Origin of the sequence: Bacteroides cellulosilyticus DSM 14838 (assembly GCF_000158035.1) — a bacterium.
GTDB classification, from domain to species: Bacteria; Bacteroidota; Bacteroidia; order Bacteroidales; family Bacteroidaceae; genus Bacteroides; species Bacteroides cellulosilyticus.
On record NZ_EQ973490.1, the window covers coordinates 1,993,578 to 2,011,995 of the forward strand.

The following is an 18,418-nucleotide window of genomic DNA, read 5'->3' on the forward strand; positions in this document are numbered from 1 at the left end:
TAGACTTTGGTTTTAAAATAAAATGTATCTTTGTGTCGGTCAAAAATGCTATGGAGTATATTTAATATAGATATTATGAAAAAGAAAAACACTCTTTTACTTTTTTTGTGCTTGTTCAGTCTGTGGGCAGTGGCACAAGAAAAGAAACCTGTAAAGATTGCCTGTGTTGGAAACAGTATCACTTATGGCTCAGGAATTAAAAATCAGTTTCAGAACAGTTATCCGGGGTTGCTTTCCCAGCTTTTGGGTGAAGGGTACGATGTCCGCAATTTCGGAATTAGTGCCCGTGTATTGTTGAATAAGGGAGATCATCCTTATATGCACGAACAGAAGTTTCGTGATCTTTTGGCATTTCAGCCGGATATCGTTACCATTAAATTGGGAACGAATGACAGTAAACCCTGGAATTGGCGTTATGGAAAAGATTTTAAGAAGGATTTGACGGAAATGCTGGATATTCTTCAGGAATTGCCTTCCAAACCTAAGATATATCTTTGTCTGCCTGTTCCTGCCGTAAAACGGAATTTTGGTATTAACGATAGCGTAATTACAAACGGTATTATTCCTGTAATACGCAGTGTAGCGAAGAAACGTCATCTGCCCGTTGTGGATCTTTATGCACTGCTGAAGCCATATCCTGATTACTATACAGATGGTATCCACCCCAATGAACAAGGAGCTGCATTGATTGCCGGTGAACTTTATCGTACACTGACCGGTAATGAGGCGCCTGCAATTGTCACTGATCAACCTTTCCCCGGTAAGAAGTCGCAATGGGAAGGGTTCGATCGTTATGATTTTATTTGTAATGCACGCCGCGCTATCGTTGTTGCCCCCCGCAAGGTAGCGGAAGGGCGTCCCTGGATATGGCGTCCTGCATTTTTCGGAGCTTTCCCTTCGGTAGATAAGGCTTTGTTGGAAAAAGGTTTTCATGTGGTGTATTATGATTTGACTCATCTTTATGGAAGTCCGCGTGCGCAACGTCTGGGCACTGATTTCTATGAAGTCATGCGCAGATATTATCGTCTTTCTCCCAAAGTGACGTTAGAAGGCTTCAGTCGTGGCGGATTATTCGCATTTAACTGGGCGGCAAATAATCCTGATAAAGTGGCCTGTATCTATGTGGACGCTCCTGTATGCGATATGCTCTATTTCTCCGAGAACTGGGAACGTGATTTCTGGAAAGGCTTCTTTGCAGAATGGGGATTGACTGAAGAAAATGCCAAAGATTTCAAAGGAAATCCGATTGATAACCTGGCTCCATTAGCGGCTGCCGGTATTCCAGTGATGGGCGTTTGTGGTGATAGTGACAAGATTGTGCCGTATGAAAAGCACATGAAGATTGCTGCTGAACGTTATCGTGCTTTGGGAGGTAATGTCGAAATCATATTGAAACCCGGTTGCGATCATCATCCCCATAGTTTAGATAATGCTGAACCGGTTGTTGATTTTATAATCCGTAACCAACCGGATTATCAGAAGAAACAAGTGATCCATCAACGTGGTAGCCTTACTAACTCTTATCTGAAGTTTGCAAAAGAGAAAAAAGGTTGTGTCGCTTTTCTGGGTGGTTCCATTACCGAAATGCGTGGTTGGCGGAATATGATACAGGAAGATTTGAAACAGCGTTTCCCGGAAACTGAATTTACGTTCATTGATGCCGGAATACCTTCTACCGGAAGCACTCCTCATGCTTTCCGTTTTGAAAATGATGTGTTGCAGAAAGGAATGCCTGATCTATTATTTGTTGAGGCAGCGGTAAATGATGATACAAACGGATTCGATTATATCCGGCAGACGCGCGGTATGGAGGGTATTATTCGTCATGCCCGTACTGTCAGTCCGGAAATGGATATTGTCATGCTTCACTTTATTTACGATCCATTCATACCTTTGTTGGACAAGGGTATACAACCCCAGGTTATTATGAATCATGAAAGTGTAGCCAATCATTATTATGTTTCCTCTATCAATCTGGCGGAAGAAGTGGCGCAGCGTATGCGCGATGGTGAGTTTGATTGGAAAGAATTTGGTGGCACACATCCTGCTTGGAATGGTCATACATATTATGCTGCCGCTATTAACCGTCTCTTCGACCTTGAATGGAGTGGCGACGTGGTAAAGAAAACCGTCCGGGCACATGAGGTGCCGGAAAAACCGATAGCTTCCTATTCTTATGATAAAGGTGTATTTGCGGATATCCGTTCTGCCAAGCAACTGAATGGTTGGAAAGTGGTGGATGACTGGACGCCTACAGTGAAAGGGAATACCCGTAAAGGTTTCGTACATGTTCCCATGTTGGTGGCTGATCGTGCCGGAGCCAGTCTTTCATTCTCTTTTGAAGGACGCGCTGTAGGTATCTTCTGCGCAGCCGGTCCGCAAGCCTGTGTGCTGGAATACAGTGTGGATAGCGCTCCGTTCAAGAAGCTGGATACATTTACTGATTGGAGCCGGAACTTATATATTCCATGGGTGTATATGCTGGAAACAGAACTGGTTTCCGGTCGGCATACCTTGCGTTTGCGTATAGCCAAAGGTGAGAGAACCGGGTGTCAGATACGTAATTTCGTGGTGAATCTGTAAGTCATTATCCCCTTCACAGTACCTCTGTGAGGGGGATAAAAACAAATTGTACCTTTATTAGTAACATTTCAGGAGCGAGGATTAACCAATTTGTCTCCTCTTCATAACATTCTTTTCAAAGTCTTTCAACTTCATTCCATACATTTGTCGTGGTTTCTTTTGTAAACGAAAAAGAACACAATAAAATCTTTGATATTAACCATTAAACAATGTACAATGAGAAAGACATTCTTTGAAAAGTGCATAAATTTGCATTTATGCCGTGTTGCATTGGTACTACTACTTCTGGTACCTGCAATCAGTAGTCTTCAGGCTATCCCTTCTCAAAGCAAAACCATTTCGGGAGTTGTGACATCTGCCACGGACAATGAGCTGTTGATTGGTGTCAGCGTCCAGGTGAAAGAGACTTCCACCGGTGGAATAACCGATATGGACGGTAAATATTCCGTAACAGCCCAAACCGGGCAAACGCTGGTATTCTCTTATATCGGCTACAAATCTCAGGAATTTAAAGTAGGTGATTCTTCGGTTATCAATGTTTCATTAAAAGAAGATACCGAAATGCTGGATGAAGTAGTCGTGGTAGGTTATGGCGTTCAGAAGAAGAAGCTGGTAACCGGTGCTACGGTTCAGGTGAAGGGTGAAAACATTGCTAAACTGAACACGACGAACCCTCTCTCTGCTTTGCAGGGACAAACACCCGGTGTGAACATTGTCTCTACTTCCGGACAGCCGGGTGCCAGCATGAGTGTAACCATTCGTGGATTGGGTACGGTGGGTAATTCTCAGCCTCTCTATCTTATCGATGGTGTGGGTGGTGATATTTCTACTTTGAATCCTGCTGATATTGAAAGTATCGATGTATTGAAAGATGCAGCTTCGGCTGCTATTTATGGTGCGCAGGCTGCCAATGGTGTAGTGTTGGTTACTACTAAAAGTGGTAAGGAAGGTACTTGCAGAATCAGCTATGATGGTTTTGCCGGTTGGCAGACGATAGGTCGCAAATACAGTATGCTCAATGCTTCAGAGTATATGAGTATTATGGATGAAGCCCGTCTCAATTCAGGCATGTCGCCGGTGGATTGGGCTTCGCTTAGCTCCATACATGATGCCAGGGGGAATATATATGATACTGACTGGATTGACCAAGCTATTGAAGATGGCGGATTAACTACCAGCCACAACCTCTCGTTCACAGGTGGTTCCAAAACTTCTACTTATGCTATTTCAGGTGGCTACACTGGTCAGGATGGCCTGATTGGTGGCTCAGATGTCTCTTATTATAAAAGGTATAACTTCCGCGTCAACTCTGAACATAAGATGTGGAACGGACTGGTGACTGTGGGCGAACATGTGGGTTTTGTCTGGAAAGACACACGAGGCATGGGTACGGGAAACATCTGGAATAACAACCTGCGCAGTGCTTTCTCCGCATCTCCTATTATTCCCGTTTATGATGCTGATGGCAACTACAATTCTACGGTAAACTCCGACTGGAATGTAAACGATGGTAATCCTTATGGAAACATGATGGTGAATCGCTATAACAACAGTAAGAATGGTTCACTCGATGCCAACGTATATGTGCAGATTGAACCCATCAAAAACTTGAGATTTAAAACGGTCTACGGTATCAGCTACGGCGCTTCCGAATACCGTGCCTATACACCGAAGTATCAGTTTACCCCGCAAACGGCCAACACCGTGAGCAAAGTGAATCAAAGTCATGGTCACGGTCTGTCGATGGTGTGGACCAATACTCTCTCTTACGATTTCAATATTGCTACTGAACATCATATCAATGCCTTGATAGGTAGTGAATTATCTACCTATGATGGTAGTAATACCGAAGGCTCCAATACTGGCCTTATCCCCGGATTCGATGATTGGGATCATGCTTATCTGGTAAATACCAACGGTACGGAAAATAAGACTGTGAAAGGTTCTCCTTACGACTCTACCCGTGGTATGTCATATTTCGCTCGTTTGGGTTGGACATGGAAAGAACGTTATATGGTGAATGCCACCATGCGTGCCGATGGCTCATCGAAGTTTGCCAAAGGTAACCGCTGGGGATATTTTCCTTCAGTATCTGCCGGATGGACTATCTCCGAAGAGAAGTTCATGGAATCGGTGAAATCCTGGTTCGATTTCTTAAAGATACGTGTCAGTTGGGGGCAGGTAGGTAATGCCAATATCAACTGCTATCAATATCTTGCTCCTGTGTCCACCACGAATACCAATTATAACTTTGGTTCCGGTGGAGGTCAGGATGCCTGGGTTACGGGTTCTTATACCAGCCGTTTGGCCAATGAAAAAGTGAAATGGGAGACCTCTGAACAATATAATGTGGGTATCGATGCCCGTTTCCTGAATGGGCATCTCGCACTTACTGCCGATGGTTATATCAAGAATACCAAGGACTGGTTGGTACAAGCTCCCGTATTGGCAACGGCAGGTACCAGTGGCCCTATTATCAACGGTGGTGATGTGAAAAACCAAGGTGTCGAACTGGGGCTCTCCTGGAATGACCAAATAGGGAAGGATTTCACTTATAGCGTAGGTGCCAACTTTGCATACAACCACAACGAAGTGGGAAGTATCCCTACCGAAGATGGTATTATTCATGGTGCTACCAATCAAATCTATAGTAATGCGGAAGAGTTCTACCGTGCTGAGAATGGTCATGCTATAGGTTACTTCTGGGGCTTCAAAACAGCCGGTATTTTTCAGAACAAACAGGAAATTAATGATTGGATCGCTGCCGGAAACGGTGTGTACCAAAGCAGTGTACAACCCGGCGATGTGAAGTATGTAGATGTGAATCATGATGGTGTCATCGATGCCAAGGATAAAGTAGACTTGGGTAACGGACTTCCTAAATACACATTCGGTTTCAATATTAACTTGGGTTATAAAGGTTTCGATCTTAGTCTGAACGCTACCGGTGCCGCTGGTTTCCAGATAGCTCAATCTTATCGTGACCCAAACTCCTCACAGTCCAATTACAGTCGTCAGATACTGAATCGCTGGACGGGTGAAGGTACCAGTAATCGGATTCCCCGTGTAACCTATGGTGATGTAGGTAACTGGCAATTCTCTGATCTCTATTTGCAGGATGGTGACTACATCCGTTTGCAGAATATTACTCTGGGTTATGACTTCAAACGTCTCATCTCCTGGAAGGGGCTGTCTAAATTGCGCCTCTATGTGCAGGCTCAGAATCTCTTCACACTGACTAAGTATGATGGTATGGATCCTGAAATCGGTTCATACAACGGTACAGACGGTAACAAGCAGAACTCAGACGGTACGACCAACCAGACATGGGTGTCGGGAGTAGATATGGGTTACTATCCACACCCCCGTACCTTCATTGTAGGTATTAATCTTGCGTTTTAAATCATGAAAAAGAAAAGTAATATGAATACAAAACATATATTATTAACGAGCGCGCTCGTTGTGTCAGCTTTAGCTTTCACGTCGTGTGAAGACTTCTTTGACACTTCATCAAAAAAGGATTTGAACACTGAAACGGCTTACAGTAATTTGGAATCCGCAGAAATGGCTTTAGTGGGTTGTTATGATGGATGGCAACGTACTATTTCAGATGAAGGAGTAGGTATGTATTTGCTGGCGGAGTTTGCTTCCGAACAGGCTTTTGCAGGTCTTGGCCTTTCTGATGCTAAAAACAACAATGTGATTGACCAGTTCAATCTGGGGATCGCTCCTTCATACAATGATATCTTTAATGTGGATTGGCAGAACTATTATAAAGCTATATTTCGTTGTAATCAGCTCATTGTCCAGGAAGAAAATATCGACTGGGCAGGGGACATCAAGGCACAAGGACGAGTGATGGGAGAAGCACATGCCATTCGCGGTATTCTTTACTTCGATCTTGTACGTATGTTTGGAGATGTTCCTTTGCTTACCGCTCCTTCCGAAGAGAATATTCCCCGTTCTCCGGCAAGTGATGTTTATCAGCTCATTTTCGAAGACTTTAAATATGCCATCGAACATATTCCTGCCGATGCTTATCCCTTGGATAATAACGATACTAACGATGGTCGCATCACCAAATATGCGGCAGAGGCATTGATGGCTCGTGCCTATCTTTACCATACCGGTTACTACGGTGCCGAACATCCTTCATGCACCAAGGCTGAGGCAGTGGCTGCTATCAACGATGTGGTGCAGAATGGAAAATATGAACTGGAGAAAAACTATGCCGACTTCTGGATGCCTGCTTGTACTACTGATGCTTCGAGTGGCGACACTTATGCCTGGAATACGACATACGCCGGCAAGTGGTATGACGGCTCCGCTTGGAAAGCCGGACAAGGCAAACTCTCAAGGGAAATAGTGCTCAACTTGAAGATGAATACTACTCATGACTATAACGGTAATGGTGATGGTAATACGTTCTCGGTCTATTTGGGACCACGTAACAGGAATGCTACGAGCGTATGCATTGCCAGCGGCTGGGGTGCTTGTCCGGTGACTCCCACTTTCGTGGAGCAATATAAGAATGATCCCCGTTTCAGCGCTTGTGTATGGAGTTGTAGTGAGGCCGGTTTTGATGCTGACATTACCGATTCGTATGAATATACCGGTTATTATACCCGCAAGTATGCGCCGATGTGTTTTGCCGATGGTACACGTCAGGAAGTAGGATTTAAGTTGGGTGAACAGCATCAGAATGTTACTTACTATCAAGATTACACTATCATGCGCTATGCTGATGTATTGCTGATGCATTCCGAGCTCAATGGCAATGCCGACGGATTGAATCAGGTTCACCAGCGTGTATATCCCGGTGAAACACTGGCTTACAGTATTGAAAACATCCGTAAAGAACGTGCTATTGAACTGGCTTTCGAGGGTATTCACTATTGGGACCTGATGCGTTATGAGAAGGATGGTGCATACGCTGCACGTATCATTACTGCTGCACAAAATGGTGCCAAGGTGACAAATGGCGGAAATGAAGCAACCACTTCGTTCTCCGAAAGTAACTTCACTTCGAAGAAAGGTTTGATGCAGATTCCTAATACACAAATCACCCTTTCGGGTAATGTGCTTACTCAAAATGCCGGTTGGTAAATCCATGAAGGCTTAGGTTTATCAAGGAAAAACATTAAAAATAATAAGATATGAAATTGAATCATTATATATATTCGCTCATTGCAGGCTTGGTGCTGATGTTGTCGGCCTGTTCACCCGATGAGTATGATATGGGTAAGAAGACCTATGTATCCGATGACTTGGCGGAAGGTATTGCCTACACTGTGACTATCGCAGGAAATCAAGTACGCCTCAAATCAAATATCACTGGTTGTACTCCGTTGTGGGTTACTCCTCAGGGACGTTCGCAAGAAAGTGAACTTGCCATTGAATTGCCTTTCGCAGGTTCGTATGAGCTGACTTTCGGCGTAGAGACGCCCGGTGGTGTCGTGTATGGTGAACCCTATACTTTCAGTTTAGCACAAAACGATTTCTCGTTGCTGGAAGATGAGAAATGGTTCCTGCTGTCCGATAAGAACTTTAAGTCGGGTGATGCTCTGCCTGATGCTGAGACATTGGCTGAAGGGGTTAGTAAGAAATGGTATCCTTGCGATGCAAACTATGGTATCGGTCAGTGTTCGGGACCTGTGATGTATTTGTCTCCTTACGATCCTGATGGTGACGGTGCCGGCTATACTCAGGATGATGTGGATAACGGAGTTTACAAAGACATCGTCTTCGGCACCGGAAATTGGAAACCCAACTGGGATCCGGGTTTTCAAAGCTGGCTTATCCCTGCAACAGATCCTTACATGGACTCATATATGACTTTCAGCATGGATGCCGTCAACGGCTGTGTGGCTACTATGTATCGTGGTGAATCCGGAGAAAAAGGCTCAAGCACAGGTGCAAACATGAAAGGCAAGTTCAATATGAACCTTACTGAAAAGACTAAACCTACCATCTCGTTCACCGATTGCTACTCCATGCACAACGTGAATGCCGATGATATGTGTGCTAACTACACGCAAGATATACAGATAATAGAACTTACTCCGTATATATTGCAATTAGTAACTAAACGTACCAATTCCGAAGGTAACTGGTATATTGTATGGAACTTTGTTTCTGAAGAAGTGATTGAAACCAAGGGTGAATGCATTCCCAAAGAAGATAGTGGAGAGATTGAGAAAGTAGCCCCTGTGCTTCCCACATTCGATAATCTTCTTGATGACCTCTTCACGACCGAAATCAACGGTGTGACTTATGTCGGTAATCAGATGACATTTAACCTTGATACCGAAGCACCTTACGATTGGTTGTGGTGGAACGGTTCTCCTAACGTACAGAAATGGGAAAGTGTAACGGGAGGTGTGTACAACGACTCATGGGCTCCTGCTGTCGGTGATGAGGTGGAAGATTTTGAACTTATCCTAAGTAAGGCTTCCGATGGCTCTTATAATTATGAATTCGGTGAAGCCAGTGGTAAGGTAAGCGTTGCAAAGGGTGTAATAACCTTCGATAGCGAAATCACCCTCCTTACCGCTTCCAGTGATCAGCGTACGGTTGCTGTTACAGGCAAGGAATTTACGGTACTTGGTATGGAGGCTGGTGAGACACTGGTCATTGGTGTTCCCGAATCAAAAGATGAGAATGGCGTGGTGAATTCTTATCTTGTAGCTAATCTGCTCTATAAGAAGATTAGCGGCGGGACGGAAGGACCCACCGAAATTAAGGTTGATAACAGTAAAGTACAGATTATCTTCGGTGATGGAAATGCAGACCGTCTGCGCTTGCAACTCTACAATCCGTGGGGAGGTGATGTGGAATGGCCCATTGACATCACGAAAGTGAAACTGAAAAAGAATCAGACCTTGAAGATCCAGTATAAGGTGTTGAGTGGCATCACTTGGAATGATGGCGCGAAACCTAAAACGGTCATTATGGACAACAATATCGGAAATTCCTGGGAAGATGCTTGCTACCAGTTGGAACATGCTGCGTCTTTTGACACTACCGTGGGGGCTACTCAAGTAGTTACCGTAACCAACACTACTGGCGCTACCGTGACTTATGACGGAAGTAGTTGCATCTGTATCGGTATTCAGAACAAAGGGCTTGCCACAGTGGCCGTAACAGAAGACGGACAACCGGATGTGCAGATTGAAGTGATCTCAATGACTATTGAATAACCACACATTAAAGAATTTAGTATATGAAGACAAAGATATATTTAGGTATTCTGTCACTTGCCATGGGGCTTACGTTAGGACTGGCTTCATGTAGTGATGATGACTATGCGATTAACACTACAGCCCTTCTGACCGACTCCTCCGTGGTGACCGGTTCGGCAGATGTGACTGCCACATCGGCAATATTGCATGGAACCGTATCGGGGCTTAAAAGCCAAGCCTCAAGCGCTTATGTCACTGGCTTTAATTATGGTACAGCCTCCGATGCGCTTACTGAGAGAGTTGTTGCTACAGGCGGTGAAGAATTCGCAGCCACCGTGTCCGGTGGCTTAGATCAAACCATCTATTATCAGGCTTATGTCACTTTACAAGGCAAAGTAACTTATAAAGGTGAAGTAAAGAGCCTTGTACTGACTAATGCTCGTGCTACTACCGGCGATGCTACCCAGATAGGTGCTAACAAGGTTACTTTGTCTGGTTCGCTTATTGGCTTTCCTGCGGATGCGGAAGGTGGTATCATTGTGTCGGGTATAGAAGGTACGGAAAATGTGCGTGCCGGTGTACGTATTGCTACCGTTCCTAAGGAAAGCTATACGGTAGATGTGGAAGGCTTGTTGGCCAATACTACTTATTATTATGTGGCTTATCTTGATCTCGGTGCAGGTATGGTCTATGGTGAAGAAAAGTCATTCACTACAACTGGGCATACGTTTGATCTTGATAATGACCTTGTTGACCTTGGGCTTTCTACTAAATGGGCAAAGTACAATTTAGGTGCTACCTCAGAAACGGAAATTGGTGGTCTGTTCGGCTTTGGCGATAAGACAGGTTTCAATACCAGTATCGATCCTGCAAGTTATGCTTCTGCCGATATCTACAAAACAGCTAATGACCTTGCCTATAAAGCATTTGAAGGTAAAGTGACCATGCCTACCATTGCTGAGTTTGAAGAACTCTTTGCACTCTGTACCAGAGAGTGGGTGGAAGTGGAAGGTGTTGCCGGCTATAAGTTCACCGGTCCTAACGGAAACTCTATCTTTATGCCTGCCGCAGGTTCGCGCACACAGGGCACTACTACCGGTGTTGGTGTGGAAGGCTGCTATCTTTCCGGTTCCATCAATGTTTCTGATACTCAGTTTGCCATGAGCTATCACTTCAATAGTGCTCTTGCTACTCGTGCCACCACTCCTGTCTATCAAGCTTTGGCTATTCGTGCCGTTTCTACCGCCAAGAATGTTCCGTTCGATCGCTCGTTGCTTTATGGTAAATGGTATATTGACAATGGTCAGGATGGTGAACAACATGTATTCGAAGGTCCGTTCACGCAGTGGGGCGAAACGTACGACTGGGCTATAGTATCTAACGGACAGCCCAATATCGGAAAAGAAATTCATTGGGAAATGGGCACTGAGAATGGCTGGATTGGTTATACTTATGGAGTTGATTATGGTTACATGGAGTTTCTCGAAGACGGAACTGTCAATATCCATCGTTTGACTGATGACGGTGTGGCTACTGATGAAACCGGTAAATATACCATTGATGAGGCGAAGAAAGTGATTGACATTGATATCAATGTACTTTGTGCCAATACTTGGGTGGCGGTAAAGAGTGGTAAGCTGAATATCCTGTCTCTGACGAGTGACGGTTTGCAGATTGCCCTTCCCAATAAAGACGGTTATGCTTACTCGGTCAATTATTACAGTCAGCGCAAGGCGGAAGCCGATACCAAGATTCCTGTTACATTGCTTTGTGCAGGTTCTGATGAGAGTGGTACTTGGGGAACCGAAGTCGGGCGTTTGGCTCCGACTGAGTTGGCTGGTCAGCATACTTTTACATATGAAGGCTCATGCGGCGATGCTATGGTATTTACCCTTGATTTCCCAGACTTGCTGACCAGATATCCTAACGCTTTCGTACGTATTGATGAGATGAAGTGCGATGGTAATGCTATTCAGTTCAACGCCAATAATTTTTTCTATGGAGATATTGAGGGTAAAGGTAATTATCGTGTCGAGTTATTCAACATTTATGGTAAAGGTGCGGCAGACGGCAAAGTGTTGAACAGCGCTTTCAGTAATTCGCAGAATCTGGCTTCCGAATCGGCACTCCACTTCAGTAATAGACTGGAAATAACTTGCACAGTCTTTACTGATGGCAATGGGAAAGGTGTATATACCCCAAATTTAGTTACCATTCCTAATTGGGATGGTGCAGGTACATGGGGGTATAATGCCGGAGGTACATTAGAAGTGAAATATGAAAATTTCCAATATAGTCTTGTTGCTCCGCAGTTCGACATCAAGTATGAAGGTACTGGTTGTGCAGCTGGTTCCATTATGACCTTCATTGAAGTGGCAGATCTTTACGGTTTCTTCCCTGGTACGCATGCTGTGTTGGATAATCTCTATCTTGATGGTTCAGAGGTAACGTTTGATGCGACAAAAGTGCTTGATACCAATGATGGCTCCAAGTATCGTTTGGAACTTTGGAACTGTTATGGGGCAACCAAGAATGCGGGTTGTGCTTTCGGCACACCTGATGGAGATGTAATCAAGGAGCTTGGTTTCAGCACTTCTATGGAAGTGAAATTTACGTTCCATAAGCTTTTTGCTGTTCCTCAATGGTAATAGAGGAGAGGATGTGATACATTCCAGAGTTGGGAATATATATGAATAGGGAGTGGGGAAGGCGAAGATACTTTTCCCGCTCCCTATTCATTTCAAAGAGTAATATTATTAAAGATGCTGTTGTTTAGCATATCATTTTGTATTTTAAACTACGCTTAGAATTCCGTATTTGTAACCAACTGACAACTACCAAGAAAACAAGCGAACAAAAACTTGTATGCTGTTAATTAACAGAACTATATAAAATACGCAACAGTTGAAATAGACTGTTTTCTTCCGGTTTTACCCGTTTCCTTCCATCAATTCGCGCTTGACTATGGCAGAATTCCACTTCCTGCATGAACGATATATATGTCCTTCGCGCACGACATTAACTTCCTGCGTGAAGGAGCTTAATATCCTTCGCGTCCGATGTATATATCCTTCACGTACGGTATTAATATCGTGCAGTTCTCCGATGCACTTTGCTTCCATAAACGTGTAAAATGTTGCATGAATATTAACTCATTCATGCTCAAAGGAGGCTGTTACGCTTTTTTTATGCGACCTGTATGTTAGCGAGAAGAAAGAAAATTAAGACAAAAGTTTATATATTGTTTGGTTTGCTGAATAAAATGATATATTCAAGAAACAACCTCTTTGTATTTTATACAAAGTACTATTTGTAAAGTAATAGAGAACTCTTTTATTTGCTGCCTGCAAGAAGTTAAGAGTTTGTCAACAAGAAGTTAACTTCCTGTCGACAAACTCTTAACTTCTTGTAAACAGCAAATTGATTATTTGTAATACTTTGATAGTCAACTGTGAAAAATCGGTTATGGAAGTTTGGGTATGAAAATAAATCAGATAAAATTATAATAGGGGACAACTATTCCATATCTTTGTTCCATTAACCCCAATAATATACATATTATGGAAAATAGTTTGGATGCAACAGTGAGTAGCTTTATCGAGTACCAAAACCAATTTAGTTCAATAATAGAAAAGTTAAAGGAAGGGCATCAGAACGGTAGATTTGCAGATTGGAAAGGGGTTATTACTGTAAACGGTCCTGTTATCTATCAACCGGAAATATTGTTTATGGGAATAAATCCGGGACCAGGGCTTTATAATGAAACTAATTATCGAAACAATGATAATAAGGTTCCATTTCGGATATTGACAGGGGATAGTAATCTCTACCGGGATGAGAGTGCATATCCTTTAAGTAGACTTGTTTATCGTTCGGATGGTAAAACGATTGCACTGGACTGGTTTACCAAAAGTAATTATTGCGAAGGAAGCTCATGGTATGAGCTGAAAATAAAGCGGGGGAATGGTTTCGTTGAAAATATGCTTAAAATCATTTGCAAGGTTGCCTTCGGTTTAGGTAAAGGTGAATTTGTGAAAGGCGAAAAGCCAGAATGGTATGATACATTCGGGAAAGAAATAATGTTTATGAATGTATGTCCGTTGGCTACTGATAACTTGAATCAACTCTCACGACTTAAAAAAGAATTGGGAATAAACGAATGGAAAGATATCGTAAAGCCTGTAAGAACCTTGGTTAGAGATAATATTAAACCTAAAATAATTGTATTTGCAGGAATATCCGCATACAACAATTTCATGTGGGAAGATAAAGGCGATCAAATCTTTGATATTCCTGTAGTTATAATAGACAGAAAACGCGGATATAACTCAGAAGCAAACTTATCGAAGATCGCATCTGAAATAGTTGAAAGAATATCCCAATGAATTCTACTTCTTTTAAGCAGTATTTATGTTTCTCAGTGCATTTGAGTAATAGTTCGACGTTACTTAAATTAAATAGCTATGAAATACTCAATAACGCACAATCCCCCTGAATAATATGCATTTATTGCATACTTCTTATTTTTGGAAACATTTTACACAGAGTGTTGGTCCTACGCTTGGATGGAATAAGTGGTGGTATATCACAAGTCTACCCGTTTTGTAGCAGGAACCCGGGGGAAAGGCGATAAATGATATGTCGCCTATTGGAAACCTTTCGTCCAGGGGTAATAACAAATTATACCCTTCCATATAACATCCTAAACGCTTTGTGTGGTTGCTTTGCCCTATCTTTGCCAACACGGATTTCTATCCATAACCTAATATTTGAGAACGAAAAACATAATGGTCATGAATAAAATTAAAGCTTATCTGTTGCTGTTGACGATTGCTCTCTCTGCTTTCGCTGCCGCATGTTCCAGTGATGACAATGATCCTGTAACATCGGAAATAACAATTTCCGAAAACATTCTGGCGAATGGAATGAGTTTTTCCAAAGCCGGAGGTACAAACACACTCTCTGTGAAATCGAATGTGACGTTGGAAGTTACCAGTAACCAGGATTGGTGCGTAGTGACTCCGACAGTTTCAGCTTCTGCTACGGTCTTTAAATATACGATAGATGTAAAATCCAATTCAACTACCGATAATCGTACATCTGTTATTACTGTGAAAGGTGGTAACCTGACAGAGACATTCAATGTCATTCAAACAGCTACCGAAGGTCTGGATCTGGAGACTGTCTTGTTTGAAGACATATCGGCAGCGGGTGGTATTATCACTGTGAAAGTGATGACTAACGGTGAACCAACTATAACTATTAATGATAGCTGGATTACCGAGAAAACAGAAACGCGCGCTATGGTGGATAAAACGAAGACTTTTATTATCGCTGCCAATACCGGAAAAGAACGTACCGGTACCATTACTTTTATTTTGGGTGACTTGCCGGCAACAACTGTGACCGTGAAGCAGTTGGCGGGAGGTGAGATAAGCTCGAATGAAATAGCAGGTGAAGATCCCTGGACTGTAGCTAAAAGTCTGGGATTGGGTTGGAATCTGGGTAATCAGTTGGATGCGCATAATAGTGGTGTGGCCAATGAAACGGCCTGGGGGAATCAAAAGACGACACAGGCTTTATTTGATAAATTGGCTGCTGCGGGTATTACTACCGTACGTATTCCTGTTACATGGATGGGACATATTGGAGACGCCCCCGGTTATGAAATAGAGAAAGCCTGGATGGATCGTGTTGCCGAGGTAGTAGGATATGCAGAAAATGCCGGACTGAATGCTATTGTCAATATTCATCACGATGGAGCTGATAGTGAATACTGGCTTAGCATTAAAGATGCTGCTCAGGATGAAACTAAAAATACCGCAATTAAAACAGAATTGAAAGCTGTATGGACACAGATAGCCGAACGTTTTAAGGATAAGGGCAACTTCCTGGCATTCGAGTCGATGAATGAAATTCATGATGGCGGTTGGGGCTGGGGCGACAACCGTAATGATGGTGGAAAACAATATTCAATATTGAACGACTGGAATCAGGTGTTTGTAGATGCGGTACGTGCTGTAGGTGGTGGTAATAGCAATCGTTTCCTGGGTGTGCCGGGGTATTGTACCAATGTGGCACTTACGGTGAGCAACTTCAAACTGCCGACTGATAAAGTTCAGAATCGTCTGATGGTATCTGTTCATTTCTATGATCCGAATGAATATACACTGGATGCAAAGTATTCGGAGTGGGGGCATACCGGCGCTGCCGATAAGAAAGCTAACTGGGGAGACGAAGACAATGTGAAAGATGTATTCAATAGTTTGAAGACAACGTATATAGATAAGGGCATTCCGGTATATATTGGTGAAATGGGATGTGTAAGCCGGACGACTGACCGTGCGGAATCTTTCCGCAAGTACTATCTGGAATATGTATGTAAAGCAGCGAAAGAATACGGATTGGCTCCTGTTTATTGGGATAATGGCGGTACAGGTAGTGGAAAGGAAGAATCAGGCTTGTTTAATCATGCTACCGGTGATTATCTGAATAATGCAGCGGAAATAGTAGAAGTGATGAAAAAGGCCATCTTTACAGAAGATGCATCTTATACATTGCAATCCGTCTATGACAATGCACCGCAATAGGTTTTCATAAATACCCCTCGTGTATACAGGGATTGTTGTTAATACAGTTTTTTTTTGATTGGTTTTGGGAAGTAGCTTCTGTGAGGGAAGTTACTTCCTTCTTTTCTGTCCGGGAAACAAATGATGGGGTATGAAATGATAAAAAAACACATTGAAAACCTTGTTTTTACGATTCCTTTTTGTTTCATTTGCAATATGTTAACGATATTCCTATATCTACTACTATGAAGAGATTGATTTTACTTATCGTTTCAGTCGTTGTGGCATGTTTTTCTGCCTTTTCACACGACTTTATGTTCAAACATCTGGAGGTTAAGGACGGAATGCCCAGCAACCAAATCAATGCCATTTATAAAGATTCAAGAGGTTTTATGTGGTTCGGCACCGCTGCCGGACTGGCACGTTATGACGGATATCGTTTCAAGGTATTCCGGAGCACTGACAATGGTTCTGCGTCTTTACCTGACAACTATATTGAGAAGATAGTGGAAGACAGTGAAGGACGTTTATGGATACGGACGGGAGAAAACGGATATGTCATTTATAACTGGGATACGGAGAGCTTTGTCTGTGATGTTCGTTCCCGGATGTGGGATATAGGGATAGACGGAACACCCCGCTATGTATTTGTCGACAAGCAAAAGAATACCTGGTTTGCCATAGATGGGAAAGGGTGCTACTGTTATCGTCCCGGTGAAAAGAATGCTGTATCCCTGCCTTTCGGTGAGAAAGGAATACCCGAAGGTGTCATTATAGACATGGCTGAATGTAAGGATGGCATTCTGTTGGTATATGATAACGGGCGCGTAATCTGTATCGACCGTGAGACGGTACGTGTAAAATGGATTTTGACAGATATTGCAGAGCACATGGGAATGCGTACTGATATCTTCTTCCTGTATGTGGATAAGGATGAAGATTTATGGATATATGGTGCCCCGGGTGTATGGGCTTACGATTTGTCTGACAGGAAGTGGCATTCACAATGGAATTTCAGCGATAGAGGTCAGGCTCATATCGTAGCAGTAGCTCAGGATAAGCAGGGACGTATTTGGTTTGGAAAGGACCAGGATGGCATCGATATCTGGAATAAGGCGACTGGTGAAACTATCTCGCTTACGTATGATGTGGATGACGAACGAGGTTTGCCCAATAATACCATCAATGTGCTTTATGAAGATGAAGGCGGTGTGATGTGGATAGGTACTTATAAGAAAAGTGTGGCTTATTATGATGAGGGCATTTTTAAGTTCGGCATCAACCACTTGGGGGATATTAACTGTCTGGAAGAAAGTAATGACGGTTCGTTGTGGTTGGGTACCAATGACGCCGGGTTGATACGTTGGAATCCGAAGACGGATGAAAAGAAACTGTATGCATACTCACCGGGAGTAAACTCTATTGCTTCGAATGTCATTGTAAGTTTGTTGCAAGCTAAGGACGGCAAACTCTGGATAGGGACATTTTGGGAAGGATTGGATTGTTTCGACGGCAATCGCTTCGTGCATTACCGGAACAGACCGAGAGATGATAATTCGCTGGCTAATAACAATGTCTGGTCATTGGCAGAAGATAAGAACGGAAATATCTGGATTGGAACCTTGGGAGGCGGTTTACAATGTCTGAATCCGGGGACAGGTGAGTTCACCACCTATAAGATAAGTAACTCCGGAATTATTTCCAATCATATAGCCTCTTTATGTATGAGTCGTGATAATCGTCTGATAATCGGTACTTCTTCTACGGGGGTATCCATAATGGATCTGATTACCCGGAAAATAACGAATCTGGTAGGCAACCAGTCGGGAAGTATCCGCTTTTCCAATCAGAGCATTAATCAGGTCTATGAGGATAGCCGGGGATTGATATGGGTGGGAACACGTGAAGGACTGAATCTCTATAACCCGAAGAACGACCATTTACAGGTAGTTCCTCTTTCGCAGAACGATTCTAGGGTATTTATTACCGGTATCGTAGAAGATGATAATAAAAATATGTGGGTGACTACGGCCAATGGTGTAGTGAATGTAATTCCTTCTATCGATACAAAAGACGGAGATTATA

Annotated in this window: 9 protein-coding genes; 8 read left to right on the forward strand and 1 reads right to left on the reverse strand. The window is 43.1% G+C overall.

Features of this window, described 5'->3' with window-relative positions; translation table 11 throughout:
• The first annotated feature begins 75 nt into the window (after positions 1-75).
• The 5 genes from BACCELL_RS11630 to BACCELL_RS11650 all read left to right on the forward strand — a co-directional run bounded on the left by BACCELL_RS11630 (position 76) and on the right by BACCELL_RS11650 (position 12,412).
• A complete protein-coding gene (locus BACCELL_RS11630; protein ID WP_044153618.1) occupies positions 76-2,583 on the forward strand; it encodes an alpha/beta fold hydrolase in 2,508 nt (835 codons plus the stop codon).
• Positions 2,584-2,799: 216 nt separating this feature from the next.
• Positions 2,800-5,985, forward strand: coding sequence for a SusC/RagA family TonB-linked outer membrane protein (locus BACCELL_RS11635; RefSeq protein WP_007211993.1), 3,186 nt, complete (start codon positions 2,800-2,802; stop codon positions 5,983-5,985).
• Positions 5,986-6,006: 21 nt separating this feature from the next.
• Complete coding sequence (locus tag BACCELL_RS11640) at positions 6,007-7,689, forward strand: RagB/SusD family nutrient uptake outer membrane protein (RefSeq protein ID WP_044153619.1); 1,683 nt, start codon at positions 6,007-6,009, stop codon at positions 7,687-7,689.
• A gap of 50 nt (positions 7,690-7,739) precedes the next feature.
• The gene (locus tag BACCELL_RS11645; RefSeq protein WP_007211995.1) at positions 7,740-9,782 is read left to right on the forward strand and encodes a hypothetical protein; all 2,043 of its coding nucleotides are present in this window, start codon (positions 7,740-7,742) and stop codon (positions 9,780-9,782) included.
• Between the two features lie 23 nt (positions 9,783-9,805).
• Positions 9,806-12,412 (forward strand): hypothetical protein, encoded by a 2,607-nt coding sequence (locus BACCELL_RS11650; RefSeq protein WP_007211996.1) that lies wholly within the window; start codon positions 9,806-9,808, stop codon positions 12,410-12,412.
• A gap of 282 nt (positions 12,413-12,694) precedes the next feature.
• Here the strand turns inward: BACCELL_RS11650 and BACCELL_RS11655 are convergent, their stop codons facing one another.
• The gene (locus BACCELL_RS11655; RefSeq protein ID WP_007211997.1) at positions 12,695-12,886 is read right to left on the reverse strand and encodes a hypothetical protein; all 192 of its coding nucleotides are present in this window, start codon (positions 12,884-12,886) and stop codon (positions 12,695-12,697) included.
• A gap of 438 nt (positions 12,887-13,324) precedes the next feature.
• Here BACCELL_RS11655 and BACCELL_RS11660 point away from each other — a divergent pair, with 438 nt between their 5' ends.
• From BACCELL_RS11660 to BACCELL_RS11670, 3 genes are all read left to right on the forward strand, one after another.
• Positions 13,325-14,149 carry a hypothetical protein gene (locus BACCELL_RS11660; protein WP_007211998.1) on the forward strand — a complete coding sequence of 275 codons (825 nt, stop codon included), beginning with the start codon at positions 13,325-13,327 and terminating at the stop codon, positions 14,147-14,149.
• 408 nt (positions 14,150-14,557) lie between these two features.
• Positions 14,558-16,354: a cellulase family glycosylhydrolase gene (locus BACCELL_RS11665; protein ID WP_157133901.1), complete on the forward strand. Its 1,797-nt coding sequence runs from the start codon at positions 14,558-14,560 to the stop codon at positions 16,352-16,354.
• Positions 16,355-16,578: 224 nt separating this feature from the next.
• Positions 16,579-18,418: ligand-binding sensor domain-containing protein (locus tag BACCELL_RS11670; RefSeq protein ID WP_007212000.1), on the forward strand; the 1,840-nt coding region annotated here is incomplete at its 3' end.